The 24,340-nt window shown below is 64.8% G+C and carries 22 protein-coding genes; 12 read left to right on the top strand and 10 right to left on the bottom strand.

The genetic code is table 11. From position 1 onward, the window contains the following. Window positions 1–121: 121 nt before the first annotated feature. Entirely contained in the window at window positions 122–1,429 is a 1,308-nt protein-coding gene (locus BLR34_RS10980; protein ID WP_092702949.1) for an ABC transporter substrate-binding protein, read from the bottom strand. A gap of 182 nt (window positions 1,430–1,611) precedes the next feature. Then, the gene (locus BLR34_RS17755; protein ID WP_438267595.1) at window positions 1,612–1,731 is read right to left on the bottom strand and encodes a DUF7859 family protein; all 120 of its coding nucleotides are present in this window, start codon (window positions 1,729–1,731) and stop codon (window positions 1,612–1,614) included. Window positions 1,732–1,842: 111 nt separating this feature from the next. On the opposite strand from BLR34_RS17755, the gene BLR34_RS10975 reads away from it, so the two are divergent. The 6 genes from BLR34_RS10975 to BLR34_RS17020 all read left to right on the top strand — a co-directional run bounded on the left by BLR34_RS10975 (window position 1,843) and on the right by BLR34_RS17020 (window position 9,389). Further along, window positions 1,843–3,810: an outer membrane protein assembly factor BamB family protein gene (locus BLR34_RS10975; RefSeq protein WP_092702947.1), complete on the top strand. Its 1,968-nt coding sequence runs from the start codon at window positions 1,843–1,845 to the stop codon at window positions 3,808–3,810. 49 nt (window positions 3,811–3,859) lie between these two features. Continuing rightward, window positions 3,860–7,102 carry an isoleucine--tRNA ligase gene (gene ileS, locus BLR34_RS10970; RefSeq protein WP_092702945.1) on the top strand — a complete coding sequence of 1,081 codons (3,243 nt, stop codon included), beginning with the start codon at window positions 3,860–3,862 and terminating at the stop codon, window positions 7,100–7,102. A 48-nt stretch (window positions 7,103–7,150) separates the two neighbouring features. Then, a complete protein-coding gene (locus BLR34_RS10965; protein ID WP_092702943.1) occupies window positions 7,151–7,366 on the top strand; it encodes a hypothetical protein in 216 nt (71 codons plus the stop codon). An 83-nt stretch (window positions 7,367–7,449) separates the two neighbouring features. Further along, window positions 7,450–8,652, top strand: a complete 1,203-nt coding sequence (locus BLR34_RS10960) for an outer membrane protein assembly factor BamB family protein (RefSeq protein WP_092702941.1) — start codon at window positions 7,450–7,452, stop codon at window positions 8,650–8,652. Between the two features lie 294 nt (window positions 8,653–8,946). After that, on the top strand, window positions 8,947–9,195 hold the full coding sequence (locus BLR34_RS10955) for a DUF7576 family protein (protein WP_092702939.1): 249 nt from the start codon (window positions 8,947–8,949) through the stop codon (window positions 9,193–9,195). Between the two features lie 38 nt (window positions 9,196–9,233). Further along, a complete protein-coding gene (locus tag BLR34_RS17020) occupies window positions 9,234–9,389 on the top strand; it encodes a hypothetical protein (RefSeq protein WP_176765304.1) in 156 nt (51 codons plus the stop codon). Here BLR34_RS17020 and BLR34_RS10950 read toward each other — a convergent pair. Next, on the bottom strand, window positions 9,386–9,913 hold the full coding sequence (locus BLR34_RS10950; RefSeq protein ID WP_092702937.1) for a GNAT family N-acetyltransferase: 528 nt from the start codon (window positions 9,911–9,913) through the stop codon (window positions 9,386–9,388). The two genes, BLR34_RS17020 and BLR34_RS10950, sit on opposite strands and share 4 nt — an antisense overlap. An 83-nt stretch (window positions 9,914–9,996) precedes the next feature. After that, a complete protein-coding gene (locus BLR34_RS10945; RefSeq protein ID WP_092702935.1) occupies window positions 9,997–11,136 on the bottom strand; it encodes a thiolase family protein in 1,140 nt (379 codons plus the stop codon). A 180-nt stretch (window positions 11,137–11,316) separates the two neighbouring features. On the opposite strand from BLR34_RS10945, the gene BLR34_RS10940 reads away from it, so the two are divergent. Next, entirely contained in the window at window positions 11,317–13,581 is a 2,265-nt protein-coding gene (locus BLR34_RS10940; protein WP_092702933.1) for a sensor histidine kinase, read from the top strand. 40 nt (window positions 13,582–13,621) lie between these two features. Next, complete coding sequence (locus BLR34_RS10935) at window positions 13,622–14,245, top strand: VOC family protein (RefSeq protein WP_092702931.1); 624 nt, start codon at window positions 13,622–13,624, stop codon at window positions 14,243–14,245. Here the strand turns inward: BLR34_RS10935 and BLR34_RS10930 are convergent. Next, a complete protein-coding gene (locus tag BLR34_RS10930) occupies window positions 14,242–15,741 on the bottom strand; it encodes a carboxypeptidase M32 (RefSeq protein ID WP_092702929.1) in 1,500 nt (499 codons plus the stop codon). The genes BLR34_RS10935 and BLR34_RS10930 overlap by 4 nt on opposite strands. A gap of 63 nt (window positions 15,742–15,804) precedes the next feature. Further along, the gene (locus BLR34_RS10925) at window positions 15,805–16,887 is read right to left on the bottom strand and encodes a M20 family metallopeptidase (RefSeq protein ID WP_092702928.1); all 1,083 of its coding nucleotides are present in this window, start codon (window positions 16,885–16,887) and stop codon (window positions 15,805–15,807) included. Between the two features lie 82 nt (window positions 16,888–16,969). On the opposite strand from BLR34_RS10925, the gene BLR34_RS10920 reads away from it, so the two are divergent. Both BLR34_RS10920 and BLR34_RS10915 read left to right on the top strand, forming a co-directional pair. Then, a complete protein-coding gene (locus tag BLR34_RS10920) occupies window positions 16,970–17,164 on the top strand; it encodes a methytransferase partner Trm112 (protein WP_092702926.1) in 195 nt (64 codons plus the stop codon). Between the two features lie 46 nt (window positions 17,165–17,210). Further along, a complete protein-coding gene (locus tag BLR34_RS10915) occupies window positions 17,211–17,771 on the top strand; it encodes a DUF7524 family protein (protein ID WP_092702924.1) in 561 nt (186 codons plus the stop codon). On the opposite strand, the gene BLR34_RS10910 is transcribed toward BLR34_RS10915, so the two are convergent. The 3 genes from BLR34_RS10910 to BLR34_RS10900 form a co-directional block, all read right to left on the bottom strand. After that, on the bottom strand, window positions 17,772–18,638 hold the full coding sequence (locus BLR34_RS10910; protein WP_092702922.1) for an SDR family oxidoreductase: 867 nt from the start codon (window positions 18,636–18,638) through the stop codon (window positions 17,772–17,774). It abuts the gene before it with no gap. A 58-nt stretch (window positions 18,639–18,696) separates the two neighbouring features. Then, window positions 18,697–19,002: a hypothetical protein gene (locus BLR34_RS10905; protein WP_092702920.1), complete on the bottom strand. Its 306-nt coding sequence runs from the start codon at window positions 19,000–19,002 to the stop codon at window positions 18,697–18,699. A 70-nt stretch (window positions 19,003–19,072) separates the two neighbouring features. Then, window positions 19,073–20,494, bottom strand: a complete 1,422-nt coding sequence (locus tag BLR34_RS10900; protein ID WP_092702918.1) for a RecJ family nuclease — start codon at window positions 20,492–20,494, stop codon at window positions 19,073–19,075. Between the two features lie 98 nt (window positions 20,495–20,592). Between BLR34_RS10900 and purL the strand changes: the two genes are divergently transcribed. Both purL and BLR34_RS10890 read left to right on the top strand, forming a co-directional pair. Continuing rightward, a complete protein-coding gene (gene purL, locus BLR34_RS10895; RefSeq protein WP_092702916.1) occupies window positions 20,593–22,767 on the top strand; it encodes a phosphoribosylformylglycinamidine synthase subunit PurL in 2,175 nt (724 codons plus the stop codon). Between the two features lie 56 nt (window positions 22,768–22,823). Beyond that, window positions 22,824–23,939, top strand: coding sequence for a DUF7115 domain-containing protein (locus BLR34_RS10890; RefSeq protein ID WP_092702914.1), 1,116 nt, complete (start codon window positions 22,824–22,826; stop codon window positions 23,937–23,939). On the opposite strand, the gene BLR34_RS10885 is transcribed toward BLR34_RS10890, so the two are convergent. Continuing rightward, entirely contained in the window at window positions 23,940–24,293 is a 354-nt protein-coding gene (locus BLR34_RS10885; RefSeq protein ID WP_092703172.1) for a DUF5830 family protein, read from the bottom strand. It lies immediately after the preceding gene. Window positions 24,294–24,340 lie beyond the last annotated feature (47 nt).

The following is a 24,340-nucleotide window of genomic DNA, read 5'->3' as shown; positions in this document are numbered from 1 at the left end:
GTGTCTCGAAGAAACTCGCCACATAGCACCCGTCTCGACACGGCCGAGTTAGCCTCGGAAGCAGAAGGCTAATAGACAGGTTCACTATATAAATTGATAAAAAGCGAGTCGGTGGCGGTCGTTAGCTGAAGTCGATAGTTCGTTGGACCTGTGCCTCGCCGTCCTGGTACCGGAGGACGTCGTAGGAGACAGCCTTCATGTCGCCGTTCTCGTCGAAGTCTACTGCCGACGACGCGCCGGTGTACTGGATTTCCTCGCCGGCGGCGGCCATTCGGAGCCCCTCCGCGAGGTTGTCTGCGGTAATCTCCGTTCCCGGTGGGTTGGCGACTTCACGCATGTTATCACGGATTGCGGTGCCGTCGTTCTCGCCGGCCCGAGCGTTTGCAAGGACGACACAGGCGGCGGCGTCGTACGCGTGGGCGTTGAACACGCCCGGTTCACGGTCCCACTCCTGTTGATAGAGCTCAGCGAACCGCTCTGCGCCGGCGCCGCCGGCCGCCGGAGCGGTCCCCCAGACGTTTGTCATCGGGTTGCCGACCTCGCCGGGGAGCGTATCGTCGATAAGACCGTCCGGAACGATAATCGGGAAGTCCTCACTGAAACTGTTATAAAAGTCACGGAACAGTTGGATACCCGACTGTGGGAAGCCAACAATCCACAGGAAGTCAGGGTCGGCGCTCATCGCCGTGTCCAGCTGTGAGGCATACGAGGCCTGTTCTGGCTCGAAGGAGACACGTTCGAGCGCCTCACCGTCGTGCTCGTTTCTGAATGCCTCGACGAACGACTCTTCGAGGGCCTGCCCGTAGTTGTCGTTGAGGAACATCGTCGAGACAGTACTGGCGTCGAACTCCTCGACTGCGACCTGCGCGATAACGGGGCCCTGTAACGCGTCGGATGGGGCCGTCCTGAAGATGTACCCGTTGTCGTCGAGTTGGGTAACCGCCGGTGCGGTCGACGACGGCGAGATACCGACGACTTCGTTCGGGATGAACGACTGTCGGGTTACCTGGAGGTTGACGTTCGAAGACGCCGAGCCAACGACAGCGGGATAACCGGCGTCGACGAGCGAGTTCGCCTCGCTGATACCGGTCTGTGGGTTGGTCTGGGTGTCGCTGGAGCTGACGTCGAAGCTGAAGTCGGTCTCGCTTTCGAGTTGCCGGGCAACGAGTCTGGCACCGTCGCCAATCGGCCCACCGAGTGAGCCGAGGTCACCGGTCTCGGGCATCAACACGCCGTACATTATCTCGCGAGTCTCGACGTCACCGCCGTCACCACCGTCACCGTCGCTGCCGTCACCGTCGCCGCCGTCGCTGTCGCCGCCGTCGTCTCCATCGTCGCCGTCGTCACCGCCGCCGATACAGCCTGCTAAGCCGATAGTGCCTGCTGCCCCAATGCCTTTGAGTAAGTCACGCCGTCGTTTTTTGTGCATGCCTGAAAGACTATAGCACACCGGGTTAAATAAAACCTATTGTAAAATCGACCGGAATACCGAGGTTGGCCCGGCGTCGTCCTCGCCGAGAGGATAGCGCTCGATGGCATCAAATATAACCAAGACATCACATCAGCGTCAGAACGACGACACGACAAGTTGTGATAGCCACGCCGCGGCGTTCAGCGGCCCTGTTCCATGCCCTCTTTGAATCCCTGTGCGCTCCGCCGTATCAGCAGGAAGACGAAAAAGACGAACAGCAGGATGAGCGCGAGGACCGAGACGACGATGACCGTGTTCATACGTGAGCATCCACTGGCAGGCAAAAAGGGCTTTCGGCGCGACACGCCCGGCGGCGGCCCACGCGAGGCGGCCCCGGTTGTATTTGTGTGCCCAGGCAGTACTACCGAGCGATGGCAGACGACGCCGCCCACTTCGTCCGCGACGCCACAGGCATCGCGGCCGCCGACCTCCGCGACGAGACCGGTGCCGTGCAGGTCTACGCCGCACGCCTCACAGACGGCCCTGACACAGTTCGTCTCATCACGACGACAGCGGAACAGACGGCAGTGACCGACCGCCTCGACGCCTGGGCGTCGCTCAGTTCACGCCCCGGTATCAGCACCGTCCACGAACGGGGGACGACCCCGCGCCCGTGGCTCGCTGTCACCACGGCGGGAACACCCCTTTCGGAAGCCGCCCCGCTGTCGGTCGAGCAGACACGGGCGGTCGTCGGCGACGTGGCCGAAGCCCTCCGAGCGGCGGCCGCTGCCGGCCACAGTCCGGCCACGATTTCGCCGGCCAGTGTGCGTGTCACGGCAGACGGAGGGACACTTGACTGGCCGATACAGCCTCGGGACGAAGCGACCACGTCTGACGATACCGCGGTCACTCAACTCGGCCGACTGGCGTACTACGCAGTGACGGGTCAGCTACCCGGCGCAGACGACGGACAACAGCCCCTCGAAGACGCAGTGCCACCGGCCGTCGCGGCCGTCATCGAGACTGCTCTCTCAACAGACGCTGACGAGCGGTACGATTCGCCGTACGCGTTCAAACGCGCGCTCCTGTTCGAGAGCCACACGACTCCCGACCCGCCCGATGAGGGGGAGCGCCCTGCCCGCGACACAGAGCCACCAACCGGAATGGGGCCGCCGAGTGACAGCGGCGACGTGGAGGCAACCGACGACAGCACGGCGGTCGGTCGTCGAGCCGTGCTCGGTGCGGCCGGGCTCGCGGCTGTCGCGGCCGCGGGCGGTGCCTGGGCGACGGCGACCTACCTGCAGGACTCGAAGAGCGGGCGGTTCCCGCAGTTTCGGTTCGATGCGGCGAACACGGGGCACGTGACGGCGTCGGCCGGCCCGACCGCCGACGTAACCGAGGCATGGTCGGTCGAACTCGGCGCGGATGTGCGAACGTCCCCGGTCGTCGCAGAGAAGACAGTTCTAGTCAGTGACGGCGACGGCTCCGTCTACGCGCTGGCGACCCAGGACGGAGGCGAGCGCTGGCGTGCATCACTCGAGGCGTTCGGTGCGGTGACGGCAGCACTCGACGACGGTCGCATGTATTTCGCCGACAGCTCGGGTGACGGGCCAGCTATCGCGGCCCGGTCGCTCGCAGACGGAGCCGAGCGCTGGCGGAACGAGACCGTCGAAAGTCCACTTAGAACGCCGACCGTCGTCGACGAGCGACTGTACGCCTTCGGCAACCAGGGCGTGTACGCGTTCACCACCGACGGCGAGCGAGAGTGGGAAGCTGCCGGCCTGTCGACGACGAGTCTCGCCGGTGCCGTCGTCGACGACACGCTGTATGTGGGCGCGCTGACCCGCGAGACGTCCGAGACAACCTGGGAGGAACAGACCAGGGGAGTCGTTGCGCTCGATACGGCCGACGGGAGTACACGCTGGACCTTCGACGGGGGGTCGACTGTCGGCTCTTCACCCGCTGTCGCCGACGGTCTCGTCTACGTCGGTCTCGAAGAGGATGGCCTCGTGGCACTCGACAGTGAGGAGGGAACGGTGGAGTGGCGGTTCAATACGACCGCACCGGTCGTCTCCTCGCCCGCCGTCACAGACCACAACGGTGGCACCGTCTACGTCGGGTGTAACGACGGCTCGGTCTACGCGGTCGACAGCAAACGGGGAGGGATAGAGTGGGAGTTCGACACCGGTGCGGCGGTCATCTCCTCGCCTGCTGTTGCCTCGGACACCGTCTACGTCGGCAGCACCGACGGCGCCGTCTACGCGCTGGATACGACTGAGGGGACCGTCCGCTGGCGTTTCGAGACGGGAAACGATGTCATCTCCTCACCTGCCGTCGTCTCGAACACCGTCTACGTCGGCAGCAACGACGGCGCTATCTACGCGCTGACCGAGCCCTGAGCCGGGACAATCGATTCTCCTTTAATCCCGGCGAACGGTTAGCACACATATGAGCGACGACACACCGGACGGACGACGGTTCGGCGATGTCGGCGACCAGTACGAACCAGATGCGGTCGAGGACCGCGTCTTCGACCACTGGGAGGCCGTCGACGCCTACGAGCGGACGAAAGAGCACCGGGCCGACGAGGAGCCGTACTATTTCCTCGACGGGCCGCCCTACACCTCGGGGTCTGCACACATGGGTCACGCCCTGAACAAGAGCCTCAAAGACTGTTACATCCGGTTCAAGCGCATGCAGGGTCACGATGTTTACGACCGGCCGGGGTACGACATGCACGGCCTGCCAATCGAGACGAAAGTCGAGGAGGAACTCGACTTCCAGAACAAGAAAGACATCGAGAACTACGGCGTCGATAACTTCGTCGACGACTGTCGGGACTTCGCCGAGGACAGCCTCCAGCAGCTCACGGAAGATTTCAAGTCGATGGGCGTCTGGATGGACTGGGACGACCCCTACCGGACGGTCGAGCCGGAGTACATGGAGGCCGCCTGGTGGGGGTTCGCAGAGGCGAACGACCGCGGCCTCGTCGAGCAGGGCCAGCGCTCGATTACGCAGTGTCCCCGGTGTGAGACGGCCATCGCGAACAACGAAGTCGAGTACGAGGACGTTCACGACCCCTCGATATACGTGAAATTCGACCTCACCGAGCGGGAGGGCTCGCTTGTCATCTGGACGACGACGCCCTGGACGATTCCAGCGAACACCTTCGTCGCCGTCGACGGCGACCTGTCTTACCAGGCAGTCCGTGCGAGTGCGTCCGACGGCTCGGAAGAGGTCCTGTGGGTCGCGAAAGCCTGCGTCGATGAGGTAATCGAACAGGGCGGATACGAGGAGTACGAGGTCGTCGACGAGACGACCGGCGCGGAGATGGTCGGCTGGGAGTACGACCACCCGCTGGCCGAGGAGGTCCCGGACCACCCCGACTTCGAGGGTGCCTGCCAGGTCTACACCGCCGACTACGTCGAGGCCGACCGGACGGGGCTGGTCCACTCCGCGCCCGGCCACGGTGAGGAGGACTTCGCTCGCGGCCGCGAACTCGGCCTGGAGGCGTTCTGTCCGGTCGGGAGCGACGGCGTCTACACCGACGCTGCCGGCCGATACGCCGGCGAATTCGTCCGCGATGCCAACGAGGATATCATCGCCGACCTCGAAGCCGAGGGCCGGATGCTCCACGCCGGCGAGACCCAGCACAGCTACGGCCACTGCTGGCGCTGTGACACCGGTATCGTCCAGATGGTCACCGACCAGTGGTTCATCACCGTTACCGACGTGAAAGAGGACCTGCTCGACAACATCGAGGACAGCGACTGGCACCCCCAGTGGGCGCGTGAGAACCGGTTCCGGGATTTCGTCGAGGAGGCACCGGACTGGAACGTCTCCCGTCAGCGCTACTGGGGGATTCCGATTCCCATCTGGCTGCCAGGCGAGACAACCGACGGCGAGAGCCTGACTTGGAGCGGCGAGATGGACGATGCAATCGTCGTCCCCACCCGCGAGGAGCTCGCCGAGCGCGTCGACCAAGACATCGACCCCGAAACGGTCGACCTCCACAAGGGGACCGTCGACGACCTCACCATCACCGAAGACGGTGTCGTCTACGAGCGCGTCCCCGACGTGTTCGACGTCTGGCTCGACTCCTCGGTCGCCTCGTGGGGGACGCTTGGCTACCCGAGCGACGAGTCCGAACACGAGGAACTGTGGCCGGCCGACCTCGTTATCGAGGCACACGACCAGACCCGTGGCTGGTTCTGGTCACAGCTCGGCATGGGGACGGTCTCGGTCGACCAGGTCCCCTACGAGAACCTGCTGATGCACGGTCACGCGCTGATGCCCGACGGTCGCGCGATGTCGAAATCGAAGGACATCCGCATCGACCCTCACGACGTTATCGACGAACACGGCGTCGACCCCCTGCGGCTGTTCTTGCTGTCGGTCAATCCCCGCGGCGAGGACATGCAGTTCTCTTGGGAGGGGACCGAGAAGATGCAACGCCAGCTCAACATCCTCTGGAACGTCGTCCGCTTCCCGCTGCCGTACATGGCGGCCGACGGCTTCGACCCGAGAGAGACGAGCGTCGAGGCGGTCGAAGACGACCTCGAACTCGTCGACGAGTGGATTCTCTCGCGGCTCGCGACGACCGCCGAGACGGTCACCGAGGAGCTCGAGTCGTTCGCCAACGACTACGCGGTCGAGGCGCTGCTGGAGTTCATCGTCGAGGACGTGTCTCGATTCTACGTCCAAGTAGTCCGTGAGCGCATGTGGGACGAGGCCGACTCCCCCTCCAAGCGGGCGGCCTACGCGACGTTGTACCGCGTGCTCGAAGACACGGTGACGATGATGGCCCCCTTCGTTCCACTGGTCGCCGAGGAACTGTACGGCGCGTTGACCGGCGACGACGGCCATCCGACGGTCCATATGGCCGACTGGCCCGACCGCGACGCGACACTCCAAGACGAGCAACTCGAGGCAGAGATTACGGCCGTCCGCGCCGTCGAAGAGGCCGGCTCGAACGCCCGCCAGCAGGCAGAGCGTAAGCTGCGCTGGCCCGTTCCCGAAGTCGTCGTCGACACGGGCAGCGAGACGCTGGCCGACGCCGTCGAGACGCAGGCCGACCTCGTCGCCGAGCGGCTCAACGCTCGCGAGGTGCGGGTACTCGGTCCGGGCGACGAGTGGGGAGAGATTCGCTACTCTGCGACCGCGGACATGTCGAAACTCGGCCCGGCCTTCGGCGAGGACGCAGGCCCCGTGATGAACGCGCTCAACGCGGCACGCGTCGACGAGCCGACACTCGACGCACTCGAAGCGGCCGTCGAAGCCGAGACGGGCATGGACGTGGAGTTGACCGACGAGATGGTCGAAATCGTCACCGAGACACCCGAGGGTGTCTCCGCGACCGAGTTCGAGGCACTCGACTCGACGGGCGTCGTCTACGTCGATACCGAACTCACCGAGGGCATCGAGAGCGAGGGGTACGCCCGCGAAGTCATCCGCCGCGTCCAGGAGATGCGCAAAGAACTCGACCTCGACATCGAGGAAGAGATTCGGGTCGACCTCGACGTGAAAGACGACCGCGTGGCCGCGCTGGTTCGCAACCACGAGAGCCTCATCGGCCGGGAGGTCCGAGCCGCCGAGTTCGGCGCGCTTGAGGATGGCCACCGCGAGAGCTGGACCGTCGAGGGCGTCGAGATGGAAATCGCAATCAGGCCGCTCCAGGAGTCGACGGCCTGACGCTGGCAAGGAGAGTACTTATACGCTGGCGTAGCATACGCCTGTAACATGACAAATCCGGTCGAAGCGAACGTCGTGACCCGGTTCATTCTCGGCCTCGGTGTGATACTCGCGATGATGGTCGGCGGCGGCGCCACCGGCCAGATGGTCGGCGAAACTGGGATTCCCTACGGCGAGGGTGCAGGCGTCGCCGTGGGCGCACTCGTCGTTTTTCTCGCGTTCGTCGTCGTGTATCGCCGGTACGACGCCTCGTTCAGCGAATGACACACCCGCGGCCGCCTGTCGGTCATTTTCTCTGTCTGAAATTGGTGGCCGACCGGTAACTACGACCCCTTGGTAACGGCAGTATGGATTGGACCCGTAGACGCGTGATTGCCTGTGCGCTCGCGGGCAGCACGGCCCTGGCCGGCTGTCTCGACGACGACCCGAGCCGGTCGCTTCCGGCAATGCCGAGGGGAACCTGGGGCCAGTTCGCACACGACGCCGCGAACACCGGCGCCGCCGAGGTAGCGGTCCCCGACCGCGGAACCCTCGCCTGGGAGAGTGGCGACGCCTGGGAGATACCGCCACTCGTGGCCGGCGACACCGTCTTTTCGGTCGCTACGCAGATAGACGCACTCGACGCACAGACCGGCGAGACGCGCTGGAGCGTCGACCTCGACGCAGAAACCGGAGATGCCACCGCGCCTGCAGTGACCGCCGAGGCGGTGATACTCGGCGTCGCCGGACGTGTGGTTGCCGTCGAGCGCGACAGCGGCGACCTGTTGTGGGAGACACCGAGAGAGGGGGCTGCAGCGGGGCCGGTGACTGTCGACCCTGCCGGCGAACTCGCGCTCGTCCCGTTCGAGCGCCGCGGGCGGGACGACCTCGTCGCCCTCGAGGTTGGGACGGGAACCATCGCCTGGACAGTACAGATGCGCTTCGGACTCGACACGGTCCCACCAGCCGTTTTCGAGGGCCGCGTGTACGCGGCCGGTCGCCGCCAGGACGATACCGAGGTGCTTCGCGCCTACGACCTGACAGACGGGACACGAACCTGGGAGCGGGAACTCATCGCCGAGACGCCACCGGCCGTCACGTCGAACGGCGTGTTCATCAGCGACGAGGGGACGCTCCGTAGAGTCAGCCACTCCGGAGACGAGTCCCGGAGGCTGCTCGACCTCGACAGAGTGGACAGGGTGTCGCGACGGATACAGGCAGTAGCAGTCGCCGGGGAGACGGCATTTGTCCTCTCGCCGGCGGGACTGTTCGCCGTCTCTGTGACCGACGGGTCACAACAGTGGCAGACCGAGGTCGAGCCGCTAGCCGATGGTATCTGTGTCGGCCAGGAAAGCGTCGTCGTCTCCGTCAGGTCTGACGAGTTCGACACGATGTGGCCCTGTGTCGCCGCGTTCGACCGCGCCGACGGCTCGACGCGGTGGTATTACTCTGTCGGCAAGTCCTTCGACCCGACGCTGGGCCAGACGGCTATCGCCGACGGCGCGGTGTATTTTTTGAGCAACACAGTCGATGGCATCGCCGCACTGGGAGATTTGGCACCGAAAGGGTGAATACAACTAGTTTGTGGAATGACAACAGATTCCAATCACAAAAGTTATCACCCTCTACGAAGAGTATAGTAGTATGAATTCGCCGGGCCACTGTCTCGTTGCGCCCAGCGCACAGCCCGAGAGTGTCTTCGCCGCCAGTACTGCTTTTTCCACATTTTTTAAACGTTTTACACGTTTCACAGCGTAATCGCGCCAGTTCCGGGACATCGCTCCCGCGGCGCACGGTAATCGAGTTGCCGGGGGAACCCGGTCGCTCGGCTGTACTGTTTCACGATTGTCACTCACCCACAACAGATGTCTGCACATAACCCACCAGCGAACCGACGCCCCGACCGCACCGCAGCCGAACCACAACCAGAGCGAGGCGACGTATCCACGCGTGTCTTACTCGACTCGGGCACGCGCCCGACCTGTGACGCGTGTGGCGACAGCATCGAGCTGAAGGCCAAACACAAGTGTCTCACCGTGCCCGATGACGACGGCTTCGAAGAGTACACCTTCTGTGACGACGCCTGCCTCGCGCGACGCGTCGACCCCCAGTAGCGGCCAGTTTTTTACCACGCGAGCCGAAAGGCGAGACGATGCTCGGAACGGTGCTCAAAGCGCTCTGGAAGCTGGTCACGCTTCCGGTCGCCCTGTTCTTTCTCCCGTTCAAAATCGCGTCGTTACTCGTCGGTCTCGTCGTCTACGGGGCACTCTTTGTTGGGCTCGGTCTCGTCGTGGTGTTCGTCCTCTAGTTCCACTCGTCGGCGAGTACGCTGTACCAGTGGGTGTCGTGGTACTCGCCGTCGACGAAGACGGCCTCGCGGTGTCGCCCCTCGTGGGTAAAGCCGAGTGATTCGAGTAGTGCCTGCGAGGCGTCGTTGAATGCGAAGACGCGGGCAGAGATGCGGTGTAGTCCGCGCTGTCTGAAGCCGTAGTCGGTCAACGTGGCGACGGCCTCGCTGCAGTACCCCTGTTCGCGGTAGTCGGGGGCCATCCAGTAGCCAAGCTCCATGGCATCGTCGAGGGTGGCTTTGGGCGTCAGCGTCACCATCCCCGTGGCTTCGCCGTCGACGGCCACGAGGAGGTTCACCTGGTCGTCCTCGGAGACGACCTCTTCGAAGAACGCCTCTTCCTGGGGGCCGTTAACGGGGGTCGAGGTGCCGATTGCACGCCAGACGGTCGGGTCGTTGACCGCCCGCTGCATGAAATCGAGGTCTTCGCGCTCTATCGTTCGTAATTCGACGCGGTCGCCGGAGAGAAACACCGGGCCTGGCATACGACGTGATTTCGGTCGCGGGACAAAAGATGTTCGTTCGGTATGACACGATTAGACACACCGACCCCGGCAGTCGGCGCGTCTCAGGGCAGGTGGAGTTCGATTGCCGCACCCTGGCCGAAGCCGACGCACTCGGTCGCCAGTCCAAGGTCTGCACCGCGGCGGTTCATCTCGTGGGCGAGCGTGACGGGCAGACGTGCGCCAGAGGCTCCGAGCGGGTGGCCAATAGCGATTGCGCCGCCGTTGACGTTGAACATGTCGTCGTCGAAGCCGAGTTCGTCTCGGCAGTACAGCGTCTGGCTGGCGAATGCCTCGTTTAGTTCGACGAGGTCGTAATCCTCGATATCGCGGCCGGTCCGCTCTGCGAGTTCTCGAACCGCGGGGACCGGGCCGACACCCATAACGGTCGGGTCGACGCCGGCGACGTTGTGGTCGCCGATTTCGGCCAGTACGTCGAAGCCGCGCTCGTCGGCGAACTCTCGGCTGGTAATCAGGAGCCCGGAGGCTCCGTCAGAGACCTGCGAGGCGTTGCCCGGTGTGACGGTCCCGTCGGCTTTGAACACCGAGGGGAGCCCGGAGAGGGCTTCCATCGACGTGTCCGGTCGGATACCCTCGTCTTCCTCGACGACGCCGTCGTCGGTCTCGATTGGGACAATCTCCTCGGCGAAGCGGCCTTCCTCGGTGGCCGCGGCGGCCCGTTGCTGGCTCCGAAGTGCGTACTCGTCTTGCTGTTCGCGGCTGATGTCGAACTCCTCGGCAACCTTCTCGGCGGTCATCCCCATGCCGAGTTCCGCGACGTTGTACTCCTCGTTCAGGCCCGGGTGGACGTTGTGGGTGTTCGACCCCATCTCGACGCGACTCATCGACTCGACGCCACCGGCGACGAGCACGTCGCGCTGTCCCGCCGCGATGGCGTCGGCCGCCCGCATCACGGCCTCTGCCGAGGAGGCACACCAGCGGTTGAGCGTACTCGCTGGAGTCGCCTCGCCAAGTTCCGAGAGCAACGCGATGACGCGGGCGAGGTTGTTCCCCTGCTCGTCTCGTTGCTGGGCACAGCCCCAGAGCAGGTCGTCGACGTCCTCGCCGGTCAGCCCTGTCCGGGCGAGCATCTCGTCGATGAGCGGGACCGAGAGGTCCTCGCTGCGGACGTCGGCGAAGACGCCGTCTTCTTTACCCTGTGGTGTTCGTACCGCTTCGACAATAACTGGGGTATTTGCTGACATACACCTCGTTTCGACGGTCGGCATGTTAAACACACGGGAACCCTGACCCCGTGGTGAATCGTTGTTTCGGCGGCGAGAGCCACGGAGCGGCGTCTCGGCGAACCGGACCCAAACACTCAATGGTCTTATGACCCAACACCTCGGTATCCACAGCGGCCCCCGTCGCAGGCGGCAGATATCATGAGTCTCACAGAGAAGGTTCCGGACGTGCTCCGTTCGCGGTACGCGTTCAAGCTGTTCGCAATCGCGGTGCTCATCGTCGCCGTCATCGGGACAGTCGGCACGGTGATGGCGCTGCAGGTCTCCGACCAGGTAACAGACCAGCAGCTCCAGTCACTAGAGAACAACGCCGAACTCGAGGCCGACCAGCTCGCCCGCTGGTTCGACGGCGAACAGGAGTCGATTCGCGTGCTCTCGGCCCACCAGGGTATCGACCTCGACGACCCGACGCTGACCCGAGAGACGCTGTATTCGGAGCTGGAACAGCGCTCTGAGGAAGTTGTCAGCTTCCACATCGCCGAGCGCGCGAGGACCCAGCCCTCCAACGGAACTACCGAGCCTGTCGTCGTGAGCACGAACCAGACGCTGGAAGGCGACCCGCTCACGGCAACCAACATCGACTGGGGTGAAGACACCGACGGCGAAGAGATACAGTACGCTTTCGAGAGCGTGAACGACATTCTCGTCTCGTGGGTGTATCTCGACAGCGGCAACATGTCCGTCGCTATCGCGTCGCCGACCCCGGACGGCGAACACGTGCTCATCGGCGAGTACGAACCAAGCGTGCGAATCGGCGAGTCGACACACGTCATCGAGGGGACCGAAACGGTCGTCCTCGGCGGCGTGAGCGCGTACGTGATGTTCGAGGCGAACAGTCCAAACGAGTTTCGGCCCTACAAGGGACAGCAAAACCGGACCGAGGTCGGGTCACAGATTCTCGCCCGCGAGGACCAGTTCGCGCCGCTGAACGGCTCGGAAATCGCCGACGACGAGGTTCGAGGGTATCACAGCGTGCCCGGCGAGGGCGTCAACTGGGTCGTAGTCAAGGAGGCACCGCGGGCGAACGCGTTGGCGCTGACAGACCGAGTCCAGACCGACCTGACGGTGCTGGTCGGAACGATGTTTCTGGGCTTTCTCCTCGTCGGTGCGGTCATCCAGTACGGCCCGATTCGGTCTATCAAGCGCCTGGCCGGGCAGGCCGATGCCATCGCCGAGGGCGACCTGAGTGTCGATATCGAGGAGACGGGTCGCATCGACGAAGTCGGTCGCCTCAGGCGGAGTTTCCGTAACACCAAGCGGTATATAGAGACGATTACCCGCCAGTCCGAAGCGCTGTCGCGCCAGGAGTTCGACGCCGACGTACTGGACGAGGAGATTCCCGGCCGCGTCGGCGAGGCGATGGCGGCGATGCAGACCGACCTGGAGCGGTTCATCACCGAGATAGAGCGCGAACGCGAGCGGTACACGACGCTGGTCGAACAGAGCAGCGACGGCGTCGTCGTCGTCCAGGACGGCCGGTGCGTGTTCGCAAACGACCAGTTCGCCGAGATTACCGGCTACGACCACGACACCCTCGTCGAGTCTCGGCTCATCGACCTCGTGGTGCCGGGCGACCGTGACCGCGTCAGCGAACGCTACGACCGACGGCTCGAGGACGCCGCCCCAACCCAGTTCGAGGCCGACATCGAGACGCGAGACGGCACCCGGCGTACGGTCGAACTCTCGATGGCCCGCATCGAGCGCGACGGCGAGCCCGCAGTCCTGGTGAACATCCGGGACGTGACCGAGCGCAAACACCGCGAGCAGCGCCTCGAAGTGTTCAACCGCGTCCTCCGGCACAACATCCGAAACCAGGCCGACGTGGTCAAGAGTCACGCCGAGGTGTTGAGCGACAGGTCAGCGGACCAGCACGTGAGCCAGATTCTGGACTCGGCCGACCGTCTCTCGGTCATCGGGAACCGGGCCCGAACTATCGACCGTATCATCTCCCGGGAGGTCCAGCCCTCGACGGTCGACCTCACCGAGCTATTCGGACGCGTACAGGCAGGTGCCGAGCCACGCCGAGAGAGTGTCACTGTGACGACACGCGTCACGGGCGTCAACAGCCTTGTCACCGACGAGTGGATTCTCGAAGCCATCTTAGAGAGTCTGGTGGCGAACTCGCTGCGATACGCAGAGTCGACCGTGACTATAACCGCCGAGCAGACTGCCGAGGGCTGTGTGCTCACGGTCGAGGACGACGGTCCCGGTATCCCGCCCGACGAGATAGCGGCACTCGATGCCGGAACGGAGACCACACTCCAGCACAGTCGGGGACTGCTCGGGCTCTGGCAGCTCAAGTGGGGCGTCGAGAAGCTCGCCGGTACCCTGACGTTCGATACGGCAGAGGGAACGACCGTCCGGGTCGTCCTCCCCGACTGGGGCGGAAACGACGGTGACATCTAAGTCACCACAGATATTCGGTGGTGTAGCCTCTAGAACGGGTATGGCAGACGACACGACAGAACCGGTCACGGCAGCGCCACCAGAGAGTCCGTTTCAGACACTCGGGACCGACCACATCACCATCTGGGGGTCGAACGCCGAGGCGACAATCGAGTACTACCGCGACCTGCTGGGGATGTCGCTGGTACTGCGCCAGCCGAACCTCGACGACCCCTCGCAAGAACACCTCTTTTTCGACACCGGCGACGGCACGATTCTGACCTTCTTCGTCAGCGACGACCGCCAGTCCAACTCCCGCCCTCAGCGCAGCGGCGTCGGCGGTGTTCATCACCTCTGTTTCAACATCGACCCCGACCGCTTCGAGGCGGTCGCCGAGGCGCTGGAGGAGGCCGGGCGGTCGTACAACGTCTTCGACCGGGGCATCTTTTTCTCGCTGTACACCCGGGACCACGACGGCCTCATCATCGAACTGACCGCCGACAAGTTCGACATTCCCGACGACCGAAAGGGCGAGGTTCTCGCGAAGACACAGGAGAAACGGGTCGCCGACGGTGCGGAGTACGCCAAGACAGAACACCTCGCGGCTGCGCTGGACGAACTGGGTATCGAGGCCGAGGCCTACGACCTCCCGGACGCCACGAGCGGCGTCGGCGGCGTCAACTAGAGGTCATAAAGGTCGCCGTACTTCTCGGTCGCGTAGTCGAGGAAGTAATCGGCGGTGAACTCCTCGCCGGTGGCCTCCCGAATCAACTCGGGGGTGGTGTACCGACAGCCGTGTCCGTGAACGTTCTCGTTGAGCCAGCCGTACAGCCGGTCGAACTCGCCGGACTCGATATCGTCATCGAGGGCGCCCAGCTCGCGCTCGGCGGCGGCAAACAGCTGTGAGGCGAGCACGGAGCCAAGCGAGTAGGTCGGGAAGTAGCCGAAGTTGCCGTGTGACCAGTGGATGTCTTGGAGACAGCCCTCGGCGTCGTTCTCGGGGCGCACGCCGAGGTACTCCTCGTATTTGTCGTTCCAGACCTGGGGGACCTCGCTCACCTCGAGGTCGCCCCGAATCAGGTCGCGCTCGATTTCGAACCGGACGACGATGTGCATATGATAGGTCAGCTCGTCGGCCTCGACCCGGATGAGGTTGTCGTCGTAGACCTCGTTTGCGTGTTCGTACAGCGCACGCGGGGTGGCGTCGACGCCGAGGTGGTCCTCGACGGCCGGCGCGAACAGCCGCCAGAACGGCAGCGAGCGGCCGACGTGGTTCTCCCAGAGCCGGGACTGGGACTCGTGGACGGTCATGTCACGGCTGTCGCCCAGCGGTGTGCCGTAGTGCTCGTCGGGGAGGCCGAGCGTGTAGCTGGCGTGACCGAACTCGTGGATAGTCGAGCCGACCGCGCCCATCGGGTCCGCCGGGGCAAACCGGGTCGTCACGCGTGCGTCGAACTGCGTCCCCGTCGAGAAGGGGTGGGCAGCCGTATCGAGACGGCCGCGGTCCCAGTCGTAGCCGAGCGTGTCGAGCGCCTCGCGGACGAGGTCCTCCTGGGCGGCCGGGTCGTACTCGCCCTCGAAGGGGTCGGCCGGCTCCACGTCGCTGTCGGCGATAGCGTCGATGAGGGCTGGCAGTTCCTCGCGGAGTCGGGTCAGAATCGCTTCCGCGGTCTCGATGTCGATGTACGGCTCGAAGTTCTCGAACAGCACCTCGTATGGGTCGCGGTCGGGGTCGATTTCCGCGGCGTACTCCCGGCGGAGTTCGACCAACTCTTGGAGTGTCTCCTCGAACTGCGAGAAGTCGGCGTCGGCCTTTGCCCCCTCCCAGACCGGGAGGGCGTTCGAGCTCGCCTCGGAGATTCGCTTGACGAGGTCTTCGGGCACCGCGCTTGCGCGCTCGTGGGCGCGCTCGACCTCTCGGACGACCGCCTGGCGTTCGTCCTCGACAGCACCGTCGAGTTCGTCGAGCCAGGCCGCGAGGTCGTCGTCGGTGAGCAGGTCGTGGCGTAGCGTCGACAGCGCCGAACTCTGCTTCGACCGGGCGGGTGTCCCCTCCTCGGGCATGGTCACCTGCTGGTCCCAACCCAGGACACCGGCCGCGTCGCCGACGTAGTTGTACGTCCGCACGTGCTCCAGAAACGCCTCGTAGGTTTCGTCAGTCTGCCGTGCCTCCGGTGACATGAACGCACGTAACGCGACCAGCCCCAAGAACGCATCGCTCCGCCCAGATGTGGCCGTCAGCGCCTACGCCAGCGCCTCGAAGTCCTCGGCACACCGGCGATAGATGTCGTAACACCGGTCGAGGACAGCCGCCGAGACACTCTCGTCGGCCGTATGTGCCTCCCCAGGTTCGGCCGCGCCACACACCACACAGGCCGTCCCCGCCTCGGCGAGCCAGCCAGCGTCGGTGGCGTGTGGTTTTTTCACCTGCTCTGGGGAGCCGTCCTGTGTGACGCCCGCGGTCTCGTGGACGAAATCGGCAAACGCTCTCTCCGCACACGCCATCGGCGGGAGGTCCTGGTCGATTGCGAGGGAGACCCCCGGAATATCTTCGACGTGGGCAAGCGGGGCGCGCTCGCCGGGCACCGTCCGCTCGTCGACGGTGACGGTACAGCCGTCGGGAATCATGTTCCAGGCTGTCCCACCCTCGATTTCGGTGACGGCGACCGAGCCCTCCATCGTCTGGCCCAGTACCGTCGTCTCGGGGAACGGGAGGTCACGCACTACGTCGATAGCGTCGGTCGCGCGGTAGATAGCGTTCTCGCCGGCCTCGGGTTCGCTGGCGTGGGCAGCGGTCCCCTCGACGTGGATGGTACTGCCTCGTCGGCCCCGGTGGGCGATAGCCACGTCGGTGACACCGGGTTGTGAGTAGTTCGTCGACCCTTCGCCGACGATGGCGTAGTCTGGCGAGAAGCCGTCTTCGATTGCGCCACGGGCACCGGTGCCGCCGACTTCTTCGCCGACGAACGAGGCGAAAACGAGTTCACAGAGAGGGGAAGCATCGCGAAACGCACACATCGCAGCCGCGACCGCGCCTTTCATGTCGGCCGCCCCGCGCCCGTAGATGCGTCCGTCGCGTTCGGTGACGCGGTAGCCGTCGTCACCGACCTGTGACTCTTCGGGCGGGACGACGTCGTGGTGACCCACGAGGGCGAGGGAGGTGTCGCCGCTGCCCTTCCGTGCGATGACGTTCCCGTGTCGGTCGCGCTCGACGGCGCCGTCGGTTTCCTCGCGGAGCCAGCTCTCGATGTAGTCACCCGCCGCGGTCTCGTCCTCGTGGCTCGGTATCGCAACCAGGTCCGTCGTCAGCGCTGGAGCGTCTGTCATTATCGGTAGGGAGAGGGCTCGCGGCAAAAACCTTCGTCCGACAAGCACAAACGCTTTTGCCGGGCCGCTCGTGGAATCGGATATGAACGAGGACCTGATGGACATCCTGTGCTGTCCGCTCGACAAACACGAACTCGAACTGGCCGTCGAGAGCCGCGACGACGACGAAATCCTCACCGGGACGTTGACCTGTCCTGAATGTGGCGAGGTCTACCCAATCGAGGACGGTATCCCGAACATGCTGCCGCCAGACATGCGCGAAGAAGCACCAGCCTAACGAACCGGCCTGAAGATTTTTCTACCAGCCCGCCCGACACGTTACCGTGACAGACGAGTTGCCCGTGCACATCAGCCGGGAGGAACTCCACGCCCTCGACGTGCCGGCGTCGTTCGAGACGACGGGCTCGTTCGATATTCGCCTAGTCAACCACGCCGAGGCGCTCCACCTCCACCTCCACCTCGACGACCCGCTGTCGGAGGTGGCCGATATCGACGCGGGCAACCACTACATCGAAGCCGACTCCGAGCGGCTCGTGCGTGTCACCGTCGACCGCGACCGGGTGACCGACGAGGGGCTGTTGGGGAAGCTCAAGGTGGCCTCGGCCTACGGTGCACAGACGCGCTGGATTGATATCGAGCTCGCCGAACCGGCCCCGGAACAGCGGTCGGTACAGGTCGACGAATCCCTCGCACAGCCCCAGCACACGACACAGGAAAGCGAGCCAGTCGTCGAAAACCCCACGGCGCTCGTCCTCGGGCTCGCCCTCGTTTCGGTCCTCGTGGCGACCGTCGCGGCGGTCTCTATCGCGGACCCGCTGGTCGCCGGCGGGGCGTTGGTCGTCGTCGGGGGCGTCCTGCTCGCGTTGTTTTTCCTCTTACAGTGACTACTCCGAGCGACTGTACTCTGGGTCGGCCATCTGTGCCGACATCGGCGCCGGGTCGCCCGGCGTGAGATTGTACGCAGAGAAGTCATCGAGGCCTGCCTCCCGGAGAAGTTCCTCGTCGTAGACGGCGTTTCCGGTGAACTCCGCGGGGTCGCGGCTGAGGATTTCGAGAACGGTATCGGAGACGATATCGGGCGAGCGCCAGTCGTCCTCGGTTCCGAGGCCGAAATACCGGGTTGCACGCGTGTCGATTGCCGTCACCGGCCAGAAGGAGTTACAGCCGATGTCGTACTCGTCGAGTTCGTCGGCAAGCGAGAGGGTGATAAACGACATACCGAGCTTCGACCAGGTGTAGGGCGCGCTCCCGGGTTTGCGGTCGATGCTGACAGGTGGTGCGTTGGCCAGAATCCAGGCGTCGTCGACGGTTTTGAGGTGGTCGATGAACGCCCGGGCAGTGAGGTAGGTGCCTCGGACGTTCACGTCTGTCATCAAATCGAAGCGCTTTGGCGGGAGGTCTTCGACCGCATAGAGCTGTATCGCGCTCGCGTTGTTGATGACGATATCGACCTCGCCGAAGTGGTCGATGGCCTCCTGAGCGGCCGCATCGACGGCGTCTTCGTCACGAACGTCCACCTGAATCGACAGTGCCTCCGGGCCGCGCTGTTCGACCTCGCGGGCGGTCTGCTCGATGGTCCCCTCTATCTCTTTGTCCTCGCTGTACTCGTCGCCCTCCTCGCTCGTCTTCCCGGTCGAGACGATGTTACACCCCTGTTCGGCAAGGTCCAGCGCAATCTGTTTGCCGATACCGCGCGTCGTTCCGGTAATGAAGGCGGTACTTCCCGTCAGGTCGGGTCTGTCGAGACTCATAGGCTGGCTTCGACGGCCACGGATATAAGAGTGGGTAGCAATCGCCCGACGACACCGCTCATACCTCGCCCGCCCGGACGCGGACGTACACGCCGGCGAGTTTCGGTGTCGCTGCCACCGACAGCACGACGGCGAGGCCGAACGCAAGCCAGACGACCTCGGGGACAGCGACCAGTTCGTCGACGAGACCAAGAGTCACAAGCACGCTCCCGACGGCGAGGAGGAAATCGCCGAGGAACTCGGTAGCGACCTCGGGTGCAACCAACGGTTCCATGCCGCTGACGAGCCACGGCAACCCGAACAGGCGCATTGCCGCGCCGAGTGCGATGACGACGGCGGCGACGGCGATGGATTCGAGACTCACGGATTGCCGTCGTCGGGTGAGACACATAACTGCAGGCAGTTCGTCCCAGTGACAGCAACGCCGACGGCAGTCAGCCGAGTTGTTCGCCTACCAGTGTGTCGGCTTCGTCGACAAACTCCGACTCGGTGCCCGCGGGGACGGTCGCACCGGCGGCGATGTCGTGGCCGCCGCCGTCGCCGCCGACCGCCCGCGAGGCCGTCGTCATCACGGCAGAGAGGTCGAGCCCGCGCCCCACCAGGCGGCCCGTTCCGCGGGCAGAGACTTTCGTCTCCTCCTCGTTTTTCCGTGCGAAGGCGATAATCGGCCGGTTCGGGTCGACGCCGTCGATACCAAGCGCCATACCGGCGACGATGCCGACGATTGTCTCGCGTATCTCCTCGCCGGCGTCGAAATACTGGACGTGCTCGGCCTCCTCGACGCCCTGCTCGCTGACCGTTTCGAGTCCCTCCGAGAGGTTCCGGCGATGGGTTTCGAGCAGGTGTCGCGCCCGGTCGAGTGCTTCGTCGCGGTCGCCGAGACAGACGGCAAGCCCCACGTCGGCGCGTTCGTAGCGGGCGGTGGCGTTCAAAAGCGTCGAGAACTCGCTCGCATCGCGCAGTTCGGACCCCTCAGACTCGCCAAGCAGGCGGTAGGTCGTCCCGACGAGGCGCTGTGCCTTCTCGGAGGGGACGCCGCGTTCGAGCGCGCGCTGGAGCAAGGCGCTGGTGACGGTCTGTTTCTCGTCGGCGGTCAAATCGACCCAGCGACGCCACGTGCCTTCGGTCCGGAGGTCGACATCGAGCTCCTGCAGGAAGGCGACCGCACCCTGTTCGTCGTTCGAGATGCCCGGAATCCGCACGTCGTTACCGTATTCGAGCAGCTTCGGCAGCGGGCGGGTCTGAGTGCCATACAGCGTCAGGTCGGTCGCCTCCTCGACGACCCCCGCCTCGGCGCCCTCGGCGACGATTGCCTCGTTTGCGCCGACAAGTTCGCCCTCGACAGTCTGCATGTCGCCGACCGCGCCGACGACCGCGAGCGCCGCGAGGTCACGGTTGTCCGTCGGTGTACTCTCGTCGGTGTCTGCGAGCGCGCGGGCGAGGAGGTAGCTCGCGCCGGCCCCGGAGAGTTCCGAGGCACCGTCGATATCCTCCAAAAGCGGGTTGAGGTGGTACTCGGTGGTCGCGTCGGCCGGCTGGTGGTGGTCGGCGATGACCGCCTCGAAGGCGCCGGCCTGCTCGTGCTCGGCGATGACATCGAGCTGACCGCTCCCGAAGTCGGTGAACAACACCGTCTCGTACTCGGTGGCTGCAATCGAGGCGATTTCGGTCTCGTCGAGCTGTTTCTTGAAGACGACCTCGTGGGGGAGCGACGCGCGTTCGAGCGCCGTCGAGGCGATTGCGGCGCTCGTCAGCCCGTCGGCGTCGATATGCGAGGCGAGCAACACCCGGTCGGCCTCCTGGAGCCGGCGAGCACACGCCGTCGCACGCTCGTCGAGGGCGGGGACTGGTCCCATCACGACGGGGTTGGTCCGGCTTCGGACTTAAGCTTGCGGTCGTCAACGCTCCCGACGCATAGAAAGCGATTTAGCCCGCCTGGAGCAAGGAGCCGACAATGCCACTGGCCGATTCGGACCACGAACTCGTCGTCGCGGAGCTCGGCCGCGAGCCGACGCCCGCGGAGGCGGCGCTGTTCGAGAACCTCTGGAGCGAACACTGCGCCTATCGCTCCTCACGACCTCTGCTGTCGGCCTTCGACTCCGAAGGCGAGCAGGTTGTCGTGGGACCGGGTGACGACGCCGCTGTCGTCGCACTGCCGGGCGAGGAAGACACCTACATCACGCTGGGCATCGAGAGCCACAACCACCCCTCGTACGTCGACCCCTTCGACGGGGCAGCGACGGGTGTCGGCGGCATCGTCCGGGATACGCTTTCGATGGGTGCTTACCCCATCGCGCTCGCGGACTCGCTGTATTTCGGTGCCTTCGAGCGCGAACACTCCCGGTATCTCTTCGAGGGCGTCGTCGAGGGCATCAGTCACTACGGCAACTGTATCGGCGTCCCCACCGTCACCGGGAGCGTCGCCTTCCACGACGATTACGAGGGGAATCCGCTGGTCAACGTAGCGTGTATTGGCCTCATCGACGACCCCGAGCGCATGGTCACCGCCGAAGCACAGGAGCCAGGCAACAAACTCGTCCTCGTGGGTAACGCGACGGGACGGGACGGCCTCGGCGGGGCGTCCTTCGCCAGTGAGGACCTCTCCGAGGACGCCGAAACCGAAGACCGTCCGGCCGTCCAGGTCGGCGACCCCTACACTGAGAAGCTCCTCATCGAGGCAAACGAGCAACTGCTCGACGAGGGGCTCATCGAGTCCGCACGCGATTTGGGCGCTGCCGGCCTCGGCGGCGCAAGCAGCGAGCTAGTCGCCAAGGGCGGACTCGGGGCGCGTATCGACCTCGACGAGGTTCACCAGCGCGAGCCGAACATGAACGGCCTCGAAATCCTCCTCTCGGAGTCCCAAGAGCGGATGTGTTACGAGGTCGACCCCGCAAACGTCGACCGCGTCGCCGAAATCGCCGACCGGTACGACCTCGGCTGTTCGGTCATCGGCGACGTGACAGAGGAGAAGTACGTCTGTACCTACGACGGCGAGACACTCGTCGAGGTGGACGCAGAGTTCCTCGGCGAAGGTGCGCCGATGAACGACCTGGCGATGGACGAACCGACCGAGCCTGCCCGCGAGTTGCCTGACGTGGACACGAAATCGGGGGTCGAGGCGGTCCTAAGCAGTCCAAACACCGCCTCGAAGCGATGGGTCTACCGCCAGTACGACCACGAGGTCCAGACGCGAACCGAACGCCGGCCCGGCGACGACGCCGCCGTACTCGCTATCAGAGAGACTCTCCCCGAAGACACAGCAGACGAGGCGGGCACCGGTCTCGCGTTCTCGTCTGGCGCAGACCCCAACTGGACAGACACAGCGCCCTACGAGGGTGCGCGCGCGGTCGCACTCGAAAACGCGACAAACGTCGCGGCAAAGGGCGCGACTCCACTCGCGGCGGTCAACTGTCTCAACGGCGGCAACCCCGAGAAACCGGATGTGTACGGCGGATTCGGCGACATCGTCGACGGCCTCGCCGACATGTGTTCTGACCTGGAGACGCCGGTCGTCGGCGGCAACGTCTCACTGTATAACGACTCCCCGAGCGGGCCGATTCCACCGACGCCAACGCTCGCGCTCGTTGGCACCAAAGCGGGGTACGACGCGCCGCCGCTCTCGCTGTCCGGCGAGGGAGAACTGCTGGTCGTCGGGGACGGTGCCCTCGCGGGCGAGACGACGCCGGGGCTGGGTGGCTCCGAACTGCTCTCGCAGTTCGGCGGCACGGATGCGTTCCCGGCGCTGCCGGACAACCCCGGCGAACTGGTCGAGACAGTCGCCGAGGTGGCAGATGCGGATTCGACGCTCGCGACACACGACGTGAGTCACGGCGGGCTGGCGGTCGCGCTCGCAGAGATGGTAACCGAGGAGGCAGGAGCGACCGTCGAGATAACCGGCGAAGCAAGCGCCACGGAGTTGCTCTTTCACGAACAGCCCGGCCGTGTCGTCGTCGAGACGACCGACCCAGCGGCCGTCGAGGAAGTCTTCGACGGCGTCGCGCCCGTCACCCGCCTCGGAGCCGCAACGACAGAGGGGACGCTCTCGCTGTCGGTCGAGGGGATGACCGTCCACCTCGACGCCGAGACGGTCGCCGACTACCGCGCGACAATCGCGGACGCGCTGTCGTAACGCGCCAGAGACCGAGTACCCGCGGATTTATATTCTCAGGGCGGAACATCCACAGCATGGAGATACCGGACCCCATCGTACAGCAACTCGGCGACGAGGAGCTGGAATCCGCCGTCAACCTCGGGGACGAGGACCTCATCTGCTTTACTCCGTCCCGGACACTCCTCTATCGCGGAGAAGGGCTGTTGAGCGACGAGTCCCTCGAGGTGTTCGACCACGATGTCGAACGCCTCGGCATCTCGGAAGGCCGACGGAAGACGTCGTTCACGCTCACCTACGTCGACAGTGAACAGCGGTTCACCATCCCACGCGACCGGACGGAGCCGGTACTGGAGCGACTGCTCTCGGGCGTCCTCGAGACGGCCGGCGTCATAGAGAGTGAAGAACCAATCGAGGGCGTCTTCCGGTTCAGCGAGCTGGCGCTGGTGGTCACCGACCGGCGCATCGTCAAACACATCGGCGCGTACCTGTGGGACCCCGACTACGAGGAGTACCCCTACTCACAGGTAACCGGTCTCGACTTCGAGGAAGGCAGTGTCGCTACCTCCGTCGTCATCTCGGTCGACGGCAGACCACAGCGTATCAAAGCCCCCAGCGGCGAGGCAGAAGTCCTGCGTCGTGCGCTTACGACCGCGCTCTTTTCGTACTACGAAGTCGACAGCCTCGACGAGCTAAACGCCACGCTCGGCGAGACCGACCCCGAGCCGACCGAGTCGAACGGGTCGCTCTCCTCGGACATCGAACTCGACGACACTATCGACCCGCTGGTCACGCCGGACGACGAAGCGGTCGACGACCTCACGGAGCCACCAGCCGAGACCACCGAACCCGCAAACGGGAGTACCTCGGAGTCGCCGAGAAACACGACTGAGCCGCCGGTCGAGACAACAGAACCGTCAGCCGAGACCACAGAGCCCTCGACGGTGGCCGCCGACGCTGAACCGGACGACACCGACCGCGACCACACGGCCACAGTCGACACGGGGACACAGACTACGACGACCGACCAGTCGGCCGACACCGCGACACCGGAGGTTGACCCGGCCGATATCGAGGCGATGAAGTCACGGCTCGACACGCTGACCGAGGTCGCAAAGCGCCAGAACGCACTGCTCAAACAGCAACAGGAGACGATAACCCAGCTCGTCGACGAGCTGAAACGACAGCGGTAGTCATTCTCGGCCGGTCACCTTGCGGATACACGAGGAGCCGAAAGGGCCGTGTTCACCAGCGTCGAAGACGACGAAGTAGCCGGTGGTGATGGTCGTCCCACAGCGTCGACACGAGAACTCGCCGTCTCGTGAGACAACGTCGGCTTCGAAGCTCACGAATGTGCCCCGCTGTGGGCGGATAACGCCATCCTCACGCTCGATGACGCCGCGCATCTCTGCGGTGTCGAGAATCTTGCGGGTCACCGCCGGGTCGGTCGTAACCGTCTCGACTCGGTCGAGAGCTTCCTTGAGCGACAACTCGCCGTCTTCGAGGTGAGCGAGCAACGCCACGCCGAGTTCGACCGTCTCGGCAATCGGGTCATCCCCGGACACACCGGAAGCGTTTGGCCGCCCCGGTAAAG

It is taken from the genome of Halovenus aranensis (assembly GCF_900100385.1).
In the GTDB taxonomy this organism is placed as follows: domain Archaea; phylum Halobacteriota; class Halobacteria; order Halobacteriales; family Haloarculaceae; genus Halovenus; species Halovenus aranensis.
The sequence above is the reverse complement of the archived record's forward strand: the minus strand, read 5'-3'. Positions and strand labels throughout refer to the sequence as shown.